The 19,440-nt window shown below is 34.4% G+C and carries 15 protein-coding genes; 8 read left to right on the top strand and 7 right to left on the bottom strand.

The features are described 5' to 3' along the window. Positions 1–27: 27 nt before the first annotated feature. The gene (locus ACEN2I_RS05305; protein WP_441765048.1) at positions 28–1,587 is read left to right on the top strand and encodes a hypothetical protein; all 1,560 of its coding nucleotides are present in this window, start codon (positions 28–30) and stop codon (positions 1,585–1,587) included. A 138-nt stretch (positions 1,588–1,725) separates the two neighbouring features. Further along, the gene (locus ACEN2I_RS05300) at positions 1,726–3,276 is read left to right on the top strand and encodes a hypothetical protein (RefSeq protein WP_441765047.1); all 1,551 of its coding nucleotides are present in this window, start codon (positions 1,726–1,728) and stop codon (positions 3,274–3,276) included. 44 nt (positions 3,277–3,320) lie between these two features. Here ACEN2I_RS05300 and ACEN2I_RS05295 read toward each other — a convergent pair whose 3' ends face one another. Together ACEN2I_RS05295 and ACEN2I_RS05290 are read right to left on the bottom strand one after the other, a co-directional pair. Then, positions 3,321–3,980 carry a SanA/YdcF family protein gene (locus tag ACEN2I_RS05295; RefSeq protein WP_441765046.1) on the bottom strand — a complete coding sequence of 220 codons (660 nt, stop codon included), beginning with the start codon at positions 3,978–3,980 and terminating at the stop codon, positions 3,321–3,323. A 141-nt stretch (positions 3,981–4,121) separates the two neighbouring features. Then, positions 4,122–6,149 carry a M3 family metallopeptidase gene (locus ACEN2I_RS05290; protein WP_441765045.1) on the bottom strand — a complete coding sequence of 676 codons (2,028 nt, stop codon included), beginning with the start codon at positions 6,147–6,149 and terminating at the stop codon, positions 4,122–4,124. Positions 6,150–6,372: 223 nt separating this feature from the next. Here ACEN2I_RS05290 and ACEN2I_RS05285 point away from each other — a divergent pair, with 223 nt between their 5' ends. Then, positions 6,373–7,041 (top strand): hypothetical protein, encoded by a 669-nt coding sequence (locus tag ACEN2I_RS05285; protein WP_441765044.1) that lies wholly within the window; start codon positions 6,373–6,375, stop codon positions 7,039–7,041. A gap of 109 nt (positions 7,042–7,150) precedes the next feature. Here ACEN2I_RS05285 and purE read toward each other — a convergent pair whose 3' ends face one another. From purE to ACEN2I_RS05260, 5 genes are all read right to left on the bottom strand, one after another. Further along, positions 7,151–7,636, bottom strand: a complete 486-nt coding sequence (gene purE, locus ACEN2I_RS05280) for a 5-(carboxyamino)imidazole ribonucleotide mutase (protein ID WP_441765043.1) — start codon at positions 7,634–7,636, stop codon at positions 7,151–7,153. Positions 7,637–7,753: 117 nt separating this feature from the next. Then, on the bottom strand, positions 7,754–8,905 hold the full coding sequence (locus ACEN2I_RS05275) for a 5-(carboxyamino)imidazole ribonucleotide synthase (protein ID WP_441765042.1): 1,152 nt from the start codon (positions 8,903–8,905) through the stop codon (positions 7,754–7,756). Between the two features lie 54 nt (positions 8,906–8,959). Then, the gene (locus tag ACEN2I_RS05270) at positions 8,960–9,511 is read right to left on the bottom strand and encodes a hypothetical protein (protein WP_441765041.1); all 552 of its coding nucleotides are present in this window, start codon (positions 9,509–9,511) and stop codon (positions 8,960–8,962) included. A gap of 19 nt (positions 9,512–9,530) precedes the next feature. Continuing rightward, complete coding sequence (locus tag ACEN2I_RS05265) at positions 9,531–11,627, bottom strand: TonB-dependent receptor (protein WP_441765040.1); 2,097 nt, start codon at positions 11,625–11,627, stop codon at positions 9,531–9,533. Between the two features lie 89 nt (positions 11,628–11,716). Then, complete coding sequence (locus ACEN2I_RS05260) at positions 11,717–12,991, bottom strand: PQQ-dependent sugar dehydrogenase (protein WP_441765039.1); 1,275 nt, start codon at positions 12,989–12,991, stop codon at positions 11,717–11,719. Between the two features lie 185 nt (positions 12,992–13,176). Here ACEN2I_RS05260 and hpt point away from each other — a divergent pair, with 185 nt between their 5' ends. The 5 genes from hpt (at position 13,177) to ACEN2I_RS05235 (ending at position 19,330) form a co-directional block, all read left to right on the top strand. Beyond that, positions 13,177–13,707: a hypoxanthine phosphoribosyltransferase gene (gene hpt / locus ACEN2I_RS05255; protein ID WP_441765038.1), complete on the top strand. Its 531-nt coding sequence runs from the start codon at positions 13,177–13,179 to the stop codon at positions 13,705–13,707. 74 nt (positions 13,708–13,781) lie between these two features. Further along, positions 13,782–14,354 carry an adenylate kinase gene (locus ACEN2I_RS05250; RefSeq protein WP_441765037.1) on the top strand — a complete coding sequence of 191 codons (573 nt, stop codon included), beginning with the start codon at positions 13,782–13,784 and terminating at the stop codon, positions 14,352–14,354. A 201-nt stretch (positions 14,355–14,555) separates the two neighbouring features. Beyond that, the gene (locus ACEN2I_RS05245; RefSeq protein ID WP_441765036.1) at positions 14,556–15,830 is read left to right on the top strand and encodes a hemolysin family protein; all 1,275 of its coding nucleotides are present in this window, start codon (positions 14,556–14,558) and stop codon (positions 15,828–15,830) included. A 179-nt stretch (positions 15,831–16,009) separates the two neighbouring features. Beyond that, positions 16,010–17,011 (top strand): GTPase ObgE, encoded by a 1,002-nt coding sequence (gene obgE, locus ACEN2I_RS05240; RefSeq protein ID WP_441765035.1) that lies wholly within the window; start codon positions 16,010–16,012, stop codon positions 17,009–17,011. A gap of 174 nt (positions 17,012–17,185) precedes the next feature. Beyond that, a complete protein-coding gene (locus tag ACEN2I_RS05235) occupies positions 17,186–19,330 on the top strand; it encodes a S46 family peptidase (RefSeq protein WP_441765034.1) in 2,145 nt (714 codons plus the stop codon). The last annotated feature ends 110 nt before the right edge of the window (positions 19,331–19,440 follow it).

Genomic DNA, 19,440 nt, shown 5'->3' with positions numbered 1-19,440 from the left:
GAGTAAGGACCCAAAAAATACTTTATCATGGAAACTTTACAAGAAATTTTACAAGAAAATGCAACTGTAAAAACTATTGGCACACCAGCAGAATATGATGTTTATGCTGAATATATGTCTAATATTATTAAACAGCTACCAAATCCGGGCAAGTTGAAATTATTAACCAATACTTCAAGCGCACAAGCATCATTCTATTTTTTAGATGACACAACGAGTGCTGTTAACTCAACTTTGTATAATAATTTACTGAACCAAAGAATTGAAGGTGAAGGAACAATTAACGGTGTTGATCAGGTTGCACTTACACAAGATGCATTTACGAACAGTTACCTTAGTGTTTATACAAAATTGAGATACCAATTATCGCCAAATGACAAAGCTACACAGCAAAGAGTGAATTCAGATGTTGCTTCAACAGTTAGAGCACTTATTCCAGTTTGGAATGCCTGGTTTGAAGCAATTGAGCCAAAAGATGTCAAAAAGCTTAATGCAACAAATACTGATATAGCTTTGATTCAAATGACCAATACTTTAAATACAGTTTGGCTAAATCCTGAATATAAAGAAACTTTACAAAAAGATTCTGCTTTTCCTTATACGCATTTAAATGATTTTAATACTATTTACAATAACATACCTCTTTCAGTTTCTAAACAAATGAGAGATTATATGATTGAGGTATTTAATAAATCAGGTGCAGCCGGGGCTATCACAGCCGATATCGCCAATGCAACCCAAACTTTAGCAGGTATTATTGATAACATTCAAAAACCAACAACAGGAGATGATGGAAACGGCGGAATGTCTATTACAGAATCTGATAAAGCAATTCCGGGATTAAAGTTTGAACCTGCGAGACCAAATGCTTTAGTGCAGCAGCTAAGTACTTATCCTGTTTCTTCAGTATACAGAATTTCAAAAAGAGTTACTAAATCCAGCGAGACCACATTGAATGTTGAAGCGTCTGTAAGCGCAGGAATATCAATTCCAATTTTATCATTCTTTTCAGTTGGAGTAAGCGGAGGAGCAAAAACGAGTATTTTTGAAAGAGATTATTCAGGATCAGATTTTAATGTAGAAATAGTGGTAAATAATGCAACCCTTAGTCCGCTTATGAGCAGCAGTCCATTACTTTATAATATCTCAACCAGACAAGGCTGGATGTCAACTTCGCCGGTAAAAGATGCTATTAAAAATGGGTACCCAGCTCCATCAGGTGTAACAGGATATGTATTTAACAGTGAACCGAATTTTAATTTTGACAAGGGTGCAGATTTTGGATATATTAACTCATTAATATTTAGCCAATTTCTTGAAATCAATATCAGTTTTGATAAATGTGATAGCAAACAAGTTAGAAAATATTTTGAAGAGCATATTGATACGGGAGTTTATTTCTTAGGAATTCGTTTAGGAGGAGCAAGTCAGTCTGCAAGTTATACTTATTCTTATAGTGAAGAAACAGCCACTTCTATTAAAGTTACTGTTAAACCTCAGGCTCCAGGATATCTTCCCGGAACCGATAGTATCAATCAATCATTATCTCAATTAGTTGCTGTAGGAGTAGAATATCCTTTTGCCTAATTTATTAGATTTAGAATAACAGAAGAGGGTTGTTAATCATTGACGATTGATAACCTTCTTGTTATTAAACTTTGTTTTTGTTGCTTTTTAAAACTTAACAAAGAACTGTTCATTAATTAGAACTTAAAAGGAATATTTATGGAGGCTTTTGTATCGAATATCTGTAATAAAAAAATTGCTGAAACTATATCTGATACTAATGCTGAATATCAGATCTATGCAGAATATATGTCTAATATTATTTTGCAATTGCCAAATTCAGATAAGCTGCAATTTTTAATAGGATCATCCAGTGGACAAGCCTCATTTTATTTTAAAAACAACCAAGGATTTGTAAATGCCAGTTTATATAATAATTTTTTAAACCAGAGAGTTTCAGGAGAAGGAGTTCAATACGGATTAAGGCAAGTAGGATTAACTTCAGATTCGTTTATAAATAGCTACTTAAGTGTTTATTTGAAATTAAGATATCAATTGTCTCAAAGTGACAAGGCTGCACAACAAAAAATAAATATTAACGTAGCCTCTACAGTCACACAACTTGTTCCAATTTGGAATACTTATGTAACTCAATTTGAGCCTAAAAGCATTAGTAAATTAAATGAAACGAATAATGATATTGCCTTAATTCAAATTACAGATGCATTAAATACAGTATGGATTAATCCTAAATTTATTTTAAAATTAAAAGAAAATCCTTCCTATCCTTATGAGCATATTGATGAATTTGCAGCTATTTATAATCAAATTCCAAAAACAGTTCCCAATGCGATGATCGAATTAATGATAAACATTTATAAAGTATCAGGAACTGCGGGAGAAATAACATCAAGTATTGCGTATGCCATTCATACTTTAGCAGTGATAATTAATAATTTATTAAGGCCTAATAATGAAAACAAAGGACTTTCCTTAACAGGGACAACGAAGTTTATTCCCGGATTGATATTTGAACCAGAGAATCCTCAAAGCATTATTGATCAGTTAAATGAAAATCCGGTTATTTCGTATACTAATAATAACAATGTAGTTAAATTGTCCTCAGGTTTTTTAAAAGTAAATTTATCAGATTTAGATGAAATCATAATTCCTCCATTGCGATTTTTATCCAATACTTTAGAAAACGGAACCAGCAGCAGTGTTTTTAAAGAAACATTTTCAGGAACATCCTATGTTGTTGAGGCAATTGTTAATAATCCTGTTATTAATCCACAGTTAAGAGTTACTCCGCAACCTTTTGATATCCTGACAAATACTGGCTGGATGTTTAGTGAACCCATAAAAGATGCAGTAAAAAATGGATATCCAGCCCCAACAGACATTACAGGATTTGTATTTAATAGTGAACCAAATTTTAATTTCAATGAAGGCGGGGATTTTGGATTTATAAATTCATTTGTATTTAGTCAGTTTCTTGAATTGTACATAACATTTACAGATTGTAATGTAAGTAAAGTAAAAAAATATTTTGAAACAAATAAGTCGTCAAAATTTAGCTTTCTAGGGAAGCCTTTTGGAAATTCATCGGAAACATTAAATTATAATTATGAGTTTGGAAATCAAACTGATAATTGTATTGTAGTGAAAATTAAACCAGAACCACCAGGATACAGACCTCCGGAAGTTAGTGTAGAAGATTCGTCCTGTCAAGTAGTTGCTGTTGAAATTGTTTATCCATTTGCTGAATAAGTTTTAAAAACCAGATACATTTTAATATTGCTTTTAGTTTTTTATTATCGCTTATCTTCTCTGGAATAATTAGATGGCCCATTAATATCAATAGAATTTCCTAAAAAACGAGGCTCCCGATTTCTCAAAACATCAAGAAAAGATTTAAAAGTTGAAAGATACTCTCTGAAACAAACATATTTATAACCTTTATATTCTCCTTTATTTGCAGCATAACCTGCCGATTTTATTCCGAGTTCCTGCCCAATATAAACGGCACGGTTCAAATGATATTTTTGAGAGATTAAAGTCGCTTTTTCGATTTTAAAAATATGTTTGGCACGATACATAGTAGAGTAGGTATCAAAACCAGCATAATCGATAAAAATTTTAGTGGTGTCAACGCCATGTTGAAAACAATAATTTTTCATGACAGTCAATTCATCATATTCATCACTGCCATTATCTCCGGAAAGTAAAATCTTGTTGATTCGCTTTGCTTTGTATAACAAAATTCCGGCATCCAGTCTGTCCTTTAAATATTTACCGGGTTGATTTCCATTAATTCCGGCACCAAAAATAATTCCAACATCATTCTTTGGGAATCTTCTCAGTGAATGATGAATATCTTTTCGGGTAGCAGACTTTATATGTGAATTTACACCCAAAATTAAGATTAATACAAGAATAAAAAGATAAAGAGCTATTTTGAAATACTTTTTCATGGAATAAATTGTATGATTTAAATTGGTAATTAGTGAAGATAAGTAAAATTAATTTAGTCTTCAAATTCAAATCCAATAAAAAAACCGAAGCAAAATACCTCGGTTTTATATCTAATCTAAAAAGTCTAAAATCTAACAATCTTAAAGAAGTCCCGCTCTCTTCAATAAAGCTTCCGGTTTTGGTTCCTGACCTCTAAAACGTTTGTACAAAATCATCGGATGTTCTGTTCCTCCTTTTGAAAGTACATTGTCTTTGAATTTTGTGGCTACTTCTTTATTGAAGATGCCATTTTCCTGAAAATATTCAAAAGCATCGGCATCCAGAACTTCTGCCCATTTGTAACTGTAATAACCGGAAGAATAACCTCCTTGAAAAATATGCGAAAAAGCGGTGCTCATGGCGTTCTCTTTTACATCCGGATACAATTGAGTGTTAGCAAACTGTTCCGTTTCAAAAGTTTTTAAATCGGTGATGTTTGTTGGATCTTGCCCGTGCCAGGCCATATCCAGTAATCCGAAACTCAACTGACGCATCGTTGCTAAACCTTCCTGAAAACTTGCACTTTCCTTGATTTTCTGCACATATTCCATCGGAATAATTTCTCCGGTTTCGTAATGATTGGCAAATAGAGCCAGCGCTTCAGGCTCGTAACACCAGTTTTCCATAATCTGACTTGGTAATTCTACGAAATCCCAATAGACCGAAGTTCCGGATAAACTTGGATAGGTTGTATTGGCCAGCATTCCGTGTAAACCGTGACCAAATTCGTGGAACAAAGTCGTTACTTCATTAAAAGTCAGTAATGAGGGTTTCGTTTCTGTTGGTTTTGTAAAGTTACAAACATTCGAAATGTGTGGTCTTTCGTTAACGCCGTCCTTTACATATTGTGATTTGAAGGAGGTCATCCATGCACCGTTACGTTTTCCTTTTCTTGGGAAAAAATCGGCATAGAAAATCGAAACCAACTCGTTCTCTTCATCTCTTATTTCATAAGTCATAACTTCTTCATGGTATTTGTCGATGTCAAAAACTTCTGTAAAAGTCAAACCAAATAATTTATGAGCCACAGTAAAAGCACCTTCTAAAACTTTCTCTAATTGAAAATAAGGTTTCAGTTTTTCATCATCCAACTGAAAAAGCCGTTGTTTTAATTTTTCAGAATAATAAGCACCATCCCATTTTTCTAACTGCTCAATTCCGTCCAGTTCTTTGGCGAAAGCGGTCAGTTCAGCAAATTCTTTTTGAGCCGCAGGTTTTGCTTTTGCTAATAAATCATTCAAAAAAGAGAAAACTTTCTCGGGATTTTGCGCCATTCTTTCTTCCAGGACAAAATGCGCATGTGTTTTATATCCTAATAAATTCGCTCTTTCGAAACGTAATTTGGCAATTTTCAAAACATTTTCCTGATTGTCAAATTCATTATTTTGAAATGATCTTGCACCAAAAGCAATTGCCATTTTTTTACGCAGTTCACGGTTATCTGCATACATCAAAAACGGAACATAACTTGGGTGATCTAAAGTGAAAATCCAGCCTTCTTTGCCTTTTTCCTTTGCTAATAATCGGGCTGCTTCAATGGTTCCTTCCGGCAAACCAGATAAATCTTTTTCGTTGGTTAAATGCAATTCGAAAGCATTGGTTTCAGCCAGCACATTTTCTCCAAATTGCAAACTCAACAGGGATAATTCTTTGTCAATTTCGCGCAATTGATCTTTCTTGTCTTCAGCTAAATTGGCTCCGTTTCGGGAAAAACTTTTGTATTTTTTATCTAAAAGTGTCGTTTGCTCCGAATTGAGATTGAAAGTTTCTTTTTGATCGTAAACCGTTTTTATTTTCGCAAATAAAGCCGCATTTAGTGTAATGTCATTTCCAAACTCCGAAAGTAAGGGCGAAACTTCCTGGGCAATTTTCTGCATTTCGTCGTTCGTTTCAGCCGAATTCAAATTGAAGAAAATACTCGAAAGACGATCTAATACATCACCGGCGAAATCCATTGCCACAACAGTATTCTCAAAAGTAGGTGCTTCCGGATTATTTACGATGGCATCGATTTCGGCTTTAGCCAAAGCAATTCCTTCCTGAAAAGCAGGAACATATTCTTCGATTTTAATTTTTGAAAAAGGGGCGGTGTTATGTTTAGTTATAAATTTTGAAAGTAAAACACTCATTAGGATATACTATTTTTTATTAATTGAAGTCAATTTTTTGAATTCCAAAGATAGCGATTTATAAAAATCTAATAGGCTATGTGAAATGGTTTATCAGCATAAAATCCTCTTAAAATGTGTTATAGATATGTTATTTATTCCTTTAGGCAGTTTTAAAAGCGTAAATTGAAAAAATACGATTGGTATTATAAACTACTAATCATAATTGAAAAAATAAAAAAGTATGAATTATCAAGTTGTAATAAAGAATATAGATACGGTGAATGAAGTAGAAGGATATTGGTCTGATGAAGATTTTATTCAGTTATTAGAAAAATTCAACTATCCGGATGGGGCAATAGCTGAGAAAAAGAATTTGCCGGAACTGCTGGAAATGGCAATTTCAGACTACGAACCAAATGAAGCTGCCGCAATAGTTTTGGAATATAAATTAGGGGATGAATTAAATGAAGGACAGATCGAGCAAATATCGCACAATATGTTAATTGATAAAGTTTGCGAGGAATACCCCGAAATACACATGCAAGGCACAATGTTTCATGTCAATCAATTGCTTTTTAAATCCTATAACGGAAAATTTCCAAATGCAAAAGCCTCTGTAGTTCATTTTTATATGAAACCAACGGATAGTGACGTACAAAAGCTGACAGCTGAAAACGTATTGAAATTATTGAATGATGGCTTGTCTGACAGAAATCTTATCAAAAGATTATTTGAAGATCAAATGTCTCAAAACATTCCATTTCCTGAAGCAGAAAGTATTATCTGGGAATTGACAACAGAAGATGACATTAATTATAATCTGGTTACTTCAGAGAATTGGATAAATAAAGAAGACATAAGGGAATCTGAATTTGAATCTGTTTTAGAAGAAGTCGAAGATGAAGCGTAATTTATAAATTTTTGTTTCACAGAGATTCGCTAAGAAAGCACAGAGATTCACAAAAAAAATCTTCGTGAATCTCTGCGTTTTATCTTTGTGTATCTCTGTGGAATAAATCTTATTTATTCAATCCTTCTGCCGCTTTACTAACCGCAGCTTTCAATTCTTCTTTATAAGCGATAATGGTATCAAGTACTTTTTTATCGTGGCTTCCGATGATTTGTGCAGCTAAGATTCCCGCATTTTTTGCACCATTCAAAGCAACAGTTGCAACCGGAACGCCGCCCGGCATTTGCAGAATCGATAAAACTGAATCCCAACCATCAATTGAATTGCTTGATTTTACAGGAACTCCAATTACTGGAAGCGGTGACATCGAAGCTACCATTCCAGGTAAATGCGCAGCTCCACCAGCTCCGGCAATAATTACCGAAATTCCGCGAGTATGTGCATTTTTACTAAAATCGAATAATTTTTCCGGCGTTCTGTGTGCCGAAACGATATCTACTTCAACTTCAATATTAAATTGTTTTAATATATCAATCGCATCCTGCATGACTGGCATGTCTGAGATACTTCCCATGATGATGGCTATTTTGCTCATGTGTGTTTTATTTTTGTTGTTTTTTGTTTGCTTCGCCAATTCGGCTAAAGCCTCGTCTCAGGTTGAAAGTTTCAAGTTGTTGGAAACTGAAAACAGTGACTGCGACTGAAAACTAAATTACTGACCACTGATCACTCTAATAGTATTTTTAACTTCTTCCGCAATTTTTCTGGCCTCCGCCATATCTTCGTTGACAATCGTAACATGCCCCATTTTTCTAAAAGGACGCGTTTGTTTTTTACCGTAAATATGAGGAGTAACGCCGTTCCATCCTAAAATGGTTTCGATATTTTCATAAACTACATCTCCAGAAAATCCTTCGGCACCTACTAAATTTACCATTATTCCGGCCACTTTACTGTCTGTGTTTCCTAAAGGGAGATCTAAAATAGCACGTAAATGATTTTCGAATTGTGAAGTGTAACTTGCCTCAATTGAGTAATGACCTGAATTGTGTGGGCGAGGAGCAACTTCGTTTACTAGAATTTCATCGTCGTTGGTTTGGAACATTTCAACTGCCAAAAGACCAACGTGGTTGAATTTCTCCGAAACATTCAAAGCGATTGCTCTGGCTTTTTCAGCAACTTTTTCATCGATTCTTGCAGGACAAATTACATATTCTACTTGGTTGGCTTCCGGATGGAATTCCATTTCAACAACCGGATAGGTTTTTATTTCGCCTGATGGATTTCGGCAAACAATAACCGCCAGTTCATTTTTGAACGGAATCATCGTTTCGGCAATACATTCTACGTTAGGTAAATTGTCTAAATCTGATGCTTGACGAATTACTTTTACGCCATTTCCGTCGTAACCAAATTCGGTGCATTTCCAAACAAAAGGTAATTGTAGTGTACTGATCTTCGATTTTAAACTTTCTAAGTTCTTAAATCTTTCAAAAGGAGCAGTTGGGATATTATTTTTATCGTAAAAATCTTTTTGAATTCCTTTATTCTGAATTCCTTTTAAAGTTTTTGGAGAAGGATATACTTTTAAGCCTTCATTTTCTAATTGGGTTAAAGCTTCCAGATTTACCAATTCAATTTCGAAAGTCAAAACATCCACTTGTTTTCCAAAATTGTAAACCGTGTCAAAATCCATCAAATCGCCCTGAAAGAATTTGTTGCAGGCAATTTTGCTCGGAGCTTCGTCACTCGGATCTAAAACGTAAGTTTGTATATCAAATTTTCGCGTATCAGACAATAGCATTTTGCCTAATTGCCCACCGCCTAATATTCCTAATTTAAAATCAGAAGAAAAATAATTCATTGTTGTGTTTTTGTGATGCGCAAAGATACTTTATAATGATTGAATAGGAAAATGCTATTTTATTTTCTTCAAAACTTCGCGTGCAACCGCTTTATATGCGGGAGAATGATCGCCGTAATCTTTATCCAAAATAATTTTTAGTTCAGGATGAATCCAGTCGTAATGATTTCCTAAAATATACAAAGTTCTAATCGAATAAGCTTTTGTGGCCACTTTTATATCATTAATAAGCCAGTCAAAGGAAGCTTCAATGCAATTCTGAAGATTTTCTTCAGAAAGAATGATGCCATTTTCGTCTTTTTTATAATGTGATTTTACTAGAAGCTGTGTCACTTTTGCAACGGGTCGAATGGCACTTTCATCTTTCAAATTCTTCAAATTGCAGAAGAAAAAATCAAGATGAGGTTGCAGCCAAAGTAACTCTTCATAAGAAACAAATTCTAAAATCCAGCAAGCTTTATGACTGTTTTTATCAAAAGGCGAAAAGCAAATGTTGATTAATTTGCTAAAAAGAGCTTTGTTTTCCAGAATTTCCTGCGCTAACATTAATCGATTTTCTCGAAATGCAGTTACGTAGTTTAATTTGTTTTGTAATTCTGAAGACATCTTTTTGAATTTTAGACCTCTAAAATAAGTAATTTAATGAAATGGTTCCGTAATAATTAACAGGAAGGCCTGGGTAATAATATCTCGGAGATGAAGTCCCAACCGGAAGTGCATTTGGCAAAATTAAAGAAGCATATTTTTCATTAGTCATATTGTTGATTCCAAAAGCTAAATTGGTATTCAGATTATGAAGAATTTCAAAACGATAACCGGTTTTTAAGTTTACAATAGTATAGGAATCGGAGAAAGATGAATTAGCATCATTCATCGGAATTTCATCCACAAATTGATAATCGGCATTAAAATAAATTCCAAAACGAGTATTTAAAATTAATCCGCTATTGACTTTATTGGCAGGAACTCCGGTTAATTTATTTCCGGAATAATCATTTCCGCTGTCGACGAATTCTTGAAATTCATATTTTCCGATGGAAGTTCCAATATAAGAATTGAGATTAAAAAGTCTATTGATTTGCCAATTGTGCTTCAACGTAATTTCAATTCCTTTATGCAATGTTTTCCCTGCATTCACGCCTTCGTATTGATCATCGCCGATTCTTTTGGCAACCAGTAAATCTTTAATTTCCATTCGGTAAACAGCCATTTCTGCATAAAGATTTTTGTTGAAGAAATAGAATTTTCCACCTACTTCAAAGTTATAGCCATTTTCAGGTTTGATGTCCGGGTTGATGGCTCCATTGCTGGTTAAAGTTTCTTCGGTTGCCGGTAAAGAAAATCCACGGCTGGCTGAAAAATAGATCGTTTGCTGTTGATTTGGTTTGAATAATACAGAAAGCTGTGGCGAAAAGATTCCGTCATAACTGTATTTTTCAGTTGAAGTTTTTTGAGGAAGAAAGTTTGTCAGTTCAAAATGCGTTTCATTATAATTTAAACCAAATTGAAGCTCCAATTTTTCAGAAACCATCGACCTGATTTGTGAAAATAAGTTGTAAAAATGTCTTTTCTGATCGGTTTCAGTCAATGGATTTCCTTCTAAACTGCCTTGCCCGTTATTTTGTTTGTATAGGTTTTCAAAAGTATTTCCGTTGTAATTATCGGAGAAATATTCCATTCCGAAAACGAATTGATTTTTAAGTTTTCCCATTTCAAAATTCCCTGAAAATTGCATTCTGGCACCAGTTGCAAAAGTATATTGGCGCAAAATATCAAAAGGTCGGGGTTCGTTACTGTCTTTATAATTGATGAAAACCGAAGTTGAATTGTTCAGATTATCCATTACCTTAAAATCATAAGCCAATCCGGCCAAAGTCGTTTTGTATTCTTTAAATCCTTTTGATGCCACCCAAGTCGAAGCACCCAATTTCGGGTTGTTTTCGTAATCCTCTTTGTTAATCGAACTCGGAATAAAACCTTTTAAATACGTGTAGTTAGAAAAATAAGTCAGTTTGCTGTTTGGTCTTCTGAATAATTCTCCGGCAAGCGTAACACCTTCTCGTTTGTAAGAGCTGTTATCACGCCAGCCATCACTTTTTAAATTGTGATAGCTTAAATTAAAGCTTGATTTTTTTTCATCTAAACTATAATTCAAACTATTTTTCAGTAATCCAAAAGAACCAAAAACAGAACTTATTCCGGCATTTTGTCCATTGTTTTTTGAAAGCTGTGGCGAAATCAAAATCGCTCCGCCCAAACCAGAACCGTAAATACTTGAAAGCGGGCCTTTGATAATTTCAATCTGGTTGAGGTTTTCTAGGTCAATATCATCAATAACCGTTTCACTATTTCCTGAAGTCAGCGGAATACTGCCGTAAAAAGCTCGTATTTTATTAGTTCCATAAGGTGTTCTGGCGCCAATTCCACGAATCGAAATTCGGGTAGTCGTAAAGTTGGAGGACTGCATAAAAACGCCCGGAATCGTATTCATTACAGTGCTAATATCGGTTGCATTATTTTGAAGAAGATCTTTTTTGGATAAAATTCCAATAGATGCCGGTGCATTTTGAAGACTGTCATTAATATGAAAAGAACTGATTATAACTTCTTCAAGTTTTTCAGTTTTTACAGCATTAGTAGATTTGCTTTTTTCTTTTTGGGCAAAAGTTTTTTGATAAACTATGATAAGAAGAATGAAAAAGCAATATTTTTTTAAAAGCATAAAGGGATAGTTAAGTTTTTGAGCATAATTAAACACATAGAAACATCGTGTTTCTATGTGTTTAAAATTTATTTGCCCAGAATTGGAATTTATTTCTTAGAAGTAACTTTCCAAATCGTATTTCCACTATCATCATTTACTAAAAGCGATCCGTCATTCATGACCGTAACGGCCACTGGACGTCCATAAACTTCAGCCTTGTTGGCATCAGAGATAAATCCGGTTAAAAAATCCTCTGGTTTTCCAGAAGGTTTTCCGTCTTTAAAAGGAACAAAAAGAACTTTATACCCCGAAATTACAGAACGATTCCACGAACCATGCTGTCCCACGAAAGCCCCATTTTTATATTTTGTAGGGAATTTATCTTTCGTATAAAAAGCCAATCCCAAAGAAGCAGTGTGAGCACCAACCGGAACATCAGGAACAATTGCTTTTGCTGCCAGATCCTTACGTTCACCTTTCATTCTCGGATCTAGAATATTTCCGAAATAAGAATAAGGCCATCCATAAAAACCATCTCTTTTCACACTTGTAATGTAATCCGGAACTAAATCGTCGCCCAATTCATCACGCTCATTCACGGCTGTCCAAAGTTCCTTAGTTACTGGATTCCAATCCATACCAACCGGATTTCTAAGTCCGCTTGCGTAGATTTTTTCACCCGTTCCATCAGGATTGATTTCAAGAATATCTGCCCGGCGAACTTCTTTATCAATTCCGTGTTCCGCAACATTGCTGCCTGAACCAACTGAAACATAAATTTTTGAACCATCGGTATTCGAAATTATATTTCTGGTCCAGTGATTGTTGTAACCGCCGGCAGGAAGTTCCAGAATTTTTTTACCTTTGGTTTCTAATTTCAGCGGACTATTTTTATACGGATATTTGTATAATCCATCTGTGTTTGCAATATAGAAAAAGTCTTTTAAAACAAGCATTCCAAAAGGTTTGTTCAGATCTTTAATAAAAACTTCACGAGTTTCAAACTTTCCGTCTTTGTCTTTGTCACGAAGCACGGTAATTTGATTTTTACTGGATCTTGTTCCGCTTTCTACTACAAAAATATCTCCGTTTGGCGCAATATAAGTCCAGCGCGGATTTTCAAAACCATCTGCAAATTTTGTTACCTTGAAACCTTCCGGTGCTGTAGGTGTTTTTCCTTCCGGCCATCCTATAACTTTGCTGTTGTTGCTTTTAGATTCGGTAGCAAAAGGAGGTGGTAACGTAATATCGCCAATTGCAGTTTTTACAACATTGGCAGGCTGTTTTGCCAGAGCTTCTTTTTCTTCCTTTTTTACTTGCCCGTTACAGGCTGTCATTATGGTTAATAATGATATAGATAATAATTGTATCGTAGTTTTCATAGGTGCTTTAGAGTTACATTTTTATAAAACAACAATTTAGTGAATTTTCGAATGGCTGTAAGAAATGATTTGTAGATATTAACTGATATTTAACATTTCAAAAAAGAACTTTTTCAGTACTATTTTCATACTGACAATTTGGTTGTAATTCTGTATCTTTGCCCATTATTTTAAATGTAAAAATAATGATACAACTTCACGATAAACAATTTGTTCCGTTTATTTCGGCTAAGGAAATTGATTTTGCTTTAACCAAAATAGTAGCACAGGTTGAAGATGATTTTGGAGATGATACTCCCATTTTTATCGGCGTTTTGAATGGTGCATTTATGGTTGTTGCAGATTTTTTAAAAAAATACAAAAAACCATGCGAGGTTTCATTTATCAAAATGGCTTCGTACGAAGGAACAGAAAGTACAAATGCCGTTAAAGAATTAATAGGAATCAATCAGGATCTTTCAGGTAGAACCGTGATCATAATTGAAGATATTATAGATACAGGAAATACAATCGAAGAATTAAAACACTTGGTTAAACAACAAAACGTAAAGCATTTTAAAATTGCGACTTTGTTTTTTAAACCTGAAGCATATAAAAAAGACATTAAAATAGATTACATCGGAATCAGGATTCCAAATAAATTCATCGTTGGTTACGGATTAGACTATGATGGTTTAGGAAGAAATCTAACCGAAATATATAAGTTAGCCGAATAATTTTTAAACAAACACACTAAATATTCATTTTAAACTTCTTACATGAAAATAAGAAGTCAAGTAACACTCACATTATGATTAACATCGTTTTATTTGGAAAGCCGGGAGCAGGAAAAGGAACTCAGGCAGAATTTTTAAAAGAGAAATACAAATTAACACATCTTTCAACAGGAGATATTTTTCGTTTTAATTTAAAAAATGATACAGATTTAGGTAAAAGAGCAAGAGTTTTTATGGATAATGGTGAACTTGTTCCTTGCGAAGTTACCACTGCAATGTTAATTGATGAAGTGAACAAACATCTAGATTCAAACGGATTTTTGTTCGACGGTTATCCAAGAACTTTAGATCAGGCTGAGGCATTAGATAAATTTTTGCCAACAATTGGCTCAAGCGTTACTGCAACTATTGCCCTGGAAGCTGATGATGAAATTTTGGTAGCCCGTTTGCTTGAAAGAGGAAAAACAAGCGGAAGAGTGGATGATCAGGACGAAGAAAAAATTCGCGTAAGATATCAGGAATACAACGAAAAAACAGCGCCATTAATAGGATATTATAAAGAACAAAATAAGTTTCATGCCGTAAATGGTATTGGAACGATTGAAGAAATTACAGAACGATTAACGTCAGTTATAGATAATTTGTAGAAGCTTATTCCAGCTGTACGTTTCAAGTCCTCACTAAAAAAACTATTTTTCCACACCATAAAACGAGCTTCCGCTGGTCGCTGTTTTCTGGCAGGAAAAATTAGTTTTTTTAGCTCTGGGCTTTTCACTGCCATCTGGGCTACAACACGATTGGGTTACAAATTACATTAACGAACTATTAAATAACAAATAAACTACAAATTGGAAATACTAATAATATTTTTTCTGATACTATTAAACGGAGTTTTCTCAATGTCAGAGATTGCATTGATTTCGGCCAGAAAAAACAGATTGGAGACTGCCGCAAAAAAAGGAAATAAAAGTGCCAAAACCGCACTCGATTTAGCCAATTCTCCAAACAAGTTTTTATCAACTGTACAGATCGGAATCACATTAATCGGGATTTTGACTGGTATATACAGTGGAGATAAAATTACGATGGATGTTGAGGCTTTTGTGGCCGGATTTTCATTTTTAAAACCGTATGCACATTCAGTTGCGGTTGGAATTGTAGTTGTTGTTTTAACCTTTTTCTCTTTGGTTTTAGGAGAATTACTGCCAAAACGTATTGGTTTAAATTATCCTGAATCAATTGCCAAAATGGTAGCAATGCCAATGAAAGTAGTTTCAATTATTACAGCACCTTTTATTTGGCTGCTTACATCTTCGACAGATTTTTTATTGAAGGTCCTGCAAATTAAACCATCAGCTGACGGAAAAGTTACCGAAGAAGAAATAAAAGCCATCATCAAAGAAGGAACAGAAGTTGGAGAAGTTCAGGAAATTGAACAGGACATTGTAGAACGCGTTTTTCATATTGGTGACCGAAAAGTAAATTCGTTAATGACCCATCGTAAATCGGTTGATATGTTACCATTAAATGCAGATAAAATCAGAATTAAGGAATTGGTTTTAGAGGATTTGCACACTATCTATCCGGTATATAATGAAAATTACGACGATATTGTAGGTATAGTAACACTTAAAAACATATTCGCTACTATTGAAAGTGATCATTTTGATTTGTCAGTAATTATGGTAGAAGCTCCTTATATAATGGAGCAGACAACGGCGTATAAAGCATTGGAAAATTTTAAAAGAACAGGCGTTCATTATGCTTTGGTTTCTGATGAATATGGCATTTTTCAGGGTATAATTACGTTAAATGATATTTTAGAAGCTTTAGTAGGTGACGCATCAGATTTTTATAAAGATGAATTCCAGCTTGTAGAAAGAGAAGATGGATCGTGGATAGTCGACGGACATTATTCGCTACATGATTTCTTAACCTATTTTGAGTTGGACGAATTAATAAATGATTATGATGTAAACACTGTAAGCGGAATGATTATGACCGAGCTTTCTCATATTCCAAAAGAAGGGGAAAAACTAATCTGGCAGAAATTTGTGCTCGAAGTCCTCGATATGGATGGTGTAAAGATTGATAAAGTGTTGGTGAAAACACTTAAAGAGTAAAGAGAATATAGTAGTTTTCAGTCACAGTATTCAGTCGCAGTTTGCACTGAAAAATGAGACTGAGACTGGAATAAAAATTTGTTTTAGGTTTTATTATGTTTCAGGTTTAAAGTTAAGTGGGTTGCGCCAACTTGAAACCTGAAACCTGAAGCTTTAAACTATACATAAACAAAAAGAAAATGACAGAAGGAAATTTTGTAGATTACGTTAAGATATATGTTTCTTCCGGAAAGGGAGGAAAAGGATCTACGCATTTACATAGAGAGAAATTTATTGAAAAAGGAGGCCCGGATGGTGGTGATGGTGGTCGCGGTGGACACGTATATTTAGTGGGAAATAAAGGTTTATGGACATTATTTCACTTAAAATTTGCGCGTCATATTAAAGCCGGACACGGTGGAGATGGAGGAGGAGACCGAAGCACAGGTGCTGATGGAGAAGATAAATTTATAGAAGTGCCTTTAGGAACAGTTGTAAAAGACAAAGAAACCGGTGAAACCTTATTCGAAATTACAGAAGATGGTGAAAAAAGAATCCTTTCAAAAGGAGGAAAAGGCGGATTAGGAAACTGGCATTTTAGAAGCTCAACCAACCAAACTCCACGTTACGCTCAGCCAGGTTTGCCGGGTGTAGAAATGGATGTGATTCTGGAGCTTAAAGTTTTGGCAGATGTTGGATTAGTAGGTTTTCCAAATGCCGGAAAATCAACTTTATTATCTGTTTTAACTTCAGCTAAACCAAAAATTGCCGATTATCCTTTTACAACCCTAAAACCCAACTTAGGAATTGTAGCTTACAGGGATTATCAGTCTTTTGTAATTGCTGATATTCCCGGAATTATCGAAGGTGCCGCAGAGGGGAAAGGGCTTGGACATTATTTCCTTCGCCATATCGAGCGTAACTCAACATTACTCTTTTTAGTTCCTGTTGACACACCGGATATAAAAGGAGAATATGATATTTTGGTTAATGAGTTAACGAAATACAATCCTGAAATGCTGGATAAAGAACGTCTTTTGGTAATATCAAAATGCGATATGCTGGACGACGAACTGAAAGCCGAATTGAAAACAGAATTAGACGTTGCTTTCAAAGATGTTCCATACATGTTTATATCATCTGTAGCACAACAAGGTTTAACCGATTTGAAGGACAAACTTTGGAAAATGCTTAATGAATAAAAAATGCTTACCAAGTATAAAAAGGTGTTCTAATTTTTAGAACACCTTTTTTGTTTTATAATGTTAAATTCTTAATAGATTGATGAAACAGCATTGGTATATTTAATTTTAGAATCGTTTGACATGAAATAATTATTAAAATAAGTTATATTCGCATCACTTAAATAAAATAACATGAAAAAAATAGTTTTATTCTTGACGATGTGTCTCATGGCTTTTCCTGCAAGAGCTGATGAAGGTATGTGGTTTTTGATGTTTATCGAAAGATTGAACCATAGAGATATGGAAAAAATGGGCTTGCAGCTAACAGCCGAAGAAATTTATAGTATCAATCATCATAGCTTAAAAGATGCTATTGTGCAGTTTAATGGAGGTTGTACGGCAGAAATTGTATCAAAGACAGGTTTGGTTTTAACCAATCATCACTGTGGATATAGTGCGATTGCTGAGCTTTCTACTGCTGAGCAAAATTACCTGAAAGACGGATTTTGGGCAAAAGACCGCAGTCAGGAAATGAAACCAAAATCGTTATACGTTCGTTTCTTTGTTCGTATGGATGACGTTTCTAAAAGAATTTTATCAAAGGTAAATGATACAATGACAGAAACGGAAAGAAACAAAATCATTCAGCAGGAAATGGCTTTAATCGAAAAGGAAAATAATGAAGGAGGAAAATATACCGTTTCAGTGCGTCCTTTCTTTCAGGGAAATGAATATTACTATTTCGTGTACCAGGATTATACAGACGTTCGTTTAGTAGGGACACCTCCGGAAAGTGTGGGTAAATTTGGCGGCGACACTGATAATTGGGAATGGCCTCGTCAAACAGGAGATTTCTCAATGTTCAGAGTATACGCTGATAAAGACGGAAATCCTGCAGCCTATTCTAAAGAAAATGTACCATTACAGCCAAAACATTATTTACCTGTAAGTATTAAAGGTGTAAAAGAGAATGATTTTGCTATGATTCTTGGATATCCTGGAAGAACAAACCGTTGGATGCCTGCTGGCGGAATCGAACAAAACATAAAATTTGCTTATCCTGCCTGGGTTGAGGGTGCTAAAACCGGAATGGACCAAATGAAAAAGTATATGGATAAAGATGCTACTGTCCGTTTACAATATGCGTCAAAATATGCTTCGACAGCTAATTACTGGAAAAACCGTCAGGGAATGATTGATGCTTTAACAAAAGCAGGAACTGTTGATACAAAAGCTGAACAGGAAGACAAATTCTACGAATGGGCCAGTAAACCTGCTAATAAAGAAAAATACGAAAATGTAATTCCGACTATTAATGAGTATTATCGAGCAACAAATTTAAAAGCAACCCACGATAATTATTTAATGCAACTTTTGCGTACCTCAAGCTATGCAACGGGACCTGCGAATTTAGGAAACGCATTGATTGCTTACTATAACGAAAACGAGGCTAAAAAAGCAGAGATGTTGCCTAAAATTAATGCGCTGATTGATAATATTTATGGAGAATTTTATGCGCCACTTGAAAAAGATGTATTGACAGCTCAATTGAATTTATATACAGCAAAAGGTGCGGAATATGGTTTACCTGTACAGATAGCAAAAATGAAATCAGAGAACAATGGTGATTTTGCTGCAGATGTCAACAAAGCAACTGAAATAAGTTATTTTACGACTAAAGAAAAAGTATTGGCATTTATGGCTAATCCAAAACCATTGGCGATTGTGCACGATCCTTTGTATATTATTTCTAATGATCTGTTGACAAAATACCGTACTAAAACAGATGACCAGATCAAATCTGATGACAATTTTGCAACGGCTTACCGTCTATTGGTAGAAGGTTTAAGAGAGTCAAAATTAAATGCAGTGAAATATCCTGATGCTAACTCAACATTGAGATTAACATACGGAAAAGTTCGTGCCTTACCTGCAGATTCACGTAACGATGCTAAAATCAATAATTATACGGATATGGCAAGTATGGTGAAAAAATACAAAGCAGGAGATGCTGAATTTGATTTGCCAGCGCGTTTATTAGAGTTAAGTAAAGCAAAAGATTTCGGTCAGTATGCTGATAAAGCAGGATATATGCCTGTTAACTTTTTAACTGATAATGATATTACAGGAGGAAACTCTGGTTCACCGGTTCTTAACGGAAAAGGAGAATTAATCGGAATTGCTTTTGATGGAAATATCGAAGCGATGGCCGGAGACGTAATTTTTGATTCTAATTTACAAAGAACTATCAATGTAGATATTCGTTACGTACTTTGGATTATAGACAAATATGCCGGAGCAAAAAATATTATTGATGAATTGACTATTGTAAAATAATCTCAATTTATTAATAGAATTAAACCCGACAAGTTTTAAAGCTTGTCGGGTTTTTTTGTTGCAAAAAATTTTGGAATTTGGAATTTTCTGGCTGGAATTTTATAACACTT

The sequence above is a fragment of the Flavobacterium sp. W22_SRS_FK3 genome (assembly GCF_052113665.1).
In the GTDB taxonomy this organism is placed as follows: domain Bacteria; phylum Bacteroidota; class Bacteroidia; order Flavobacteriales; family Flavobacteriaceae; genus Flavobacterium.
The sequence above is the reverse complement of the archived record's forward strand: the minus strand, read 5'-3'. Positions and strand labels throughout refer to the sequence as shown.

Bases quoted from the DNA above. Each gene is read 5' to 3' on its own strand.
- ACEN2I_RS05305 (WP_441765048.1), top strand. From the start codon at position 28: ATGGAAACTTTACAAGAAATTTTACAAGAAAATGCAACTGTAAAAACT.
- ACEN2I_RS05300 (WP_441765047.1), top strand. From the start codon at position 1,726: ATGGAGGCTTTTGTATCGAATATCTGTAATAAAAAAATTGCTGAAACT.
- ACEN2I_RS05295 (WP_441765046.1), bottom strand. From the start codon at position 3,980: ATGAAAAAGTATTTCAAAATAGCTCTTTATCTTTTTATTCTTGTATTA.
- ACEN2I_RS05290 (WP_441765045.1), bottom strand. From the start codon at position 6,149: ATGAGTGTTTTACTTTCAAAATTTATAACTAAACATAACACCGCCCCT.
- ACEN2I_RS05285 (WP_441765044.1), top strand. From the start codon at position 6,373: ATGAATTATCAAGTTGTAATAAAGAATATAGATACGGTGAATGAAGTA.
- purE (WP_441765043.1), bottom strand. From the start codon at position 7,636: ATGAGCAAAATAGCCATCATCATGGGAAGTATCTCAGACATGCCAGTC.
- ACEN2I_RS05275 (WP_441765042.1), bottom strand. From the start codon at position 8,905: ATGAATTATTTTTCTTCTGATTTTAAATTAGGAATATTAGGCGGTGGG.
- ACEN2I_RS05270 (WP_441765041.1), bottom strand. From the start codon at position 9,511: ATGTCTTCAGAATTACAAAACAAATTAAACTACGTAACTGCATTTCGA.
- ACEN2I_RS05265 (WP_441765040.1), bottom strand. From the start codon at position 11,627: ATGCTTTTAAAAAAATATTGCTTTTTCATTCTTCTTATCATAGTTTAT.
- ACEN2I_RS05260 (WP_441765039.1), bottom strand. From the start codon at position 12,991: ATGAAAACTACGATACAATTATTATCTATATCATTATTAACCATAATG.
- hpt (WP_441765038.1), top strand. From the start codon at position 13,177: ATGATACAACTTCACGATAAACAATTTGTTCCGTTTATTTCGGCTAAG.
- ACEN2I_RS05250 (WP_441765037.1), top strand. From the start codon at position 13,782: ATGATTAACATCGTTTTATTTGGAAAGCCGGGAGCAGGAAAAGGAACT.
- obgE (WP_441765035.1), top strand. From the start codon at position 16,010: ATGACAGAAGGAAATTTTGTAGATTACGTTAAGATATATGTTTCTTCC.
- ACEN2I_RS05235 (WP_441765034.1), top strand. From the start codon at position 17,186: ATGAAAAAAATAGTTTTATTCTTGACGATGTGTCTCATGGCTTTTCCT.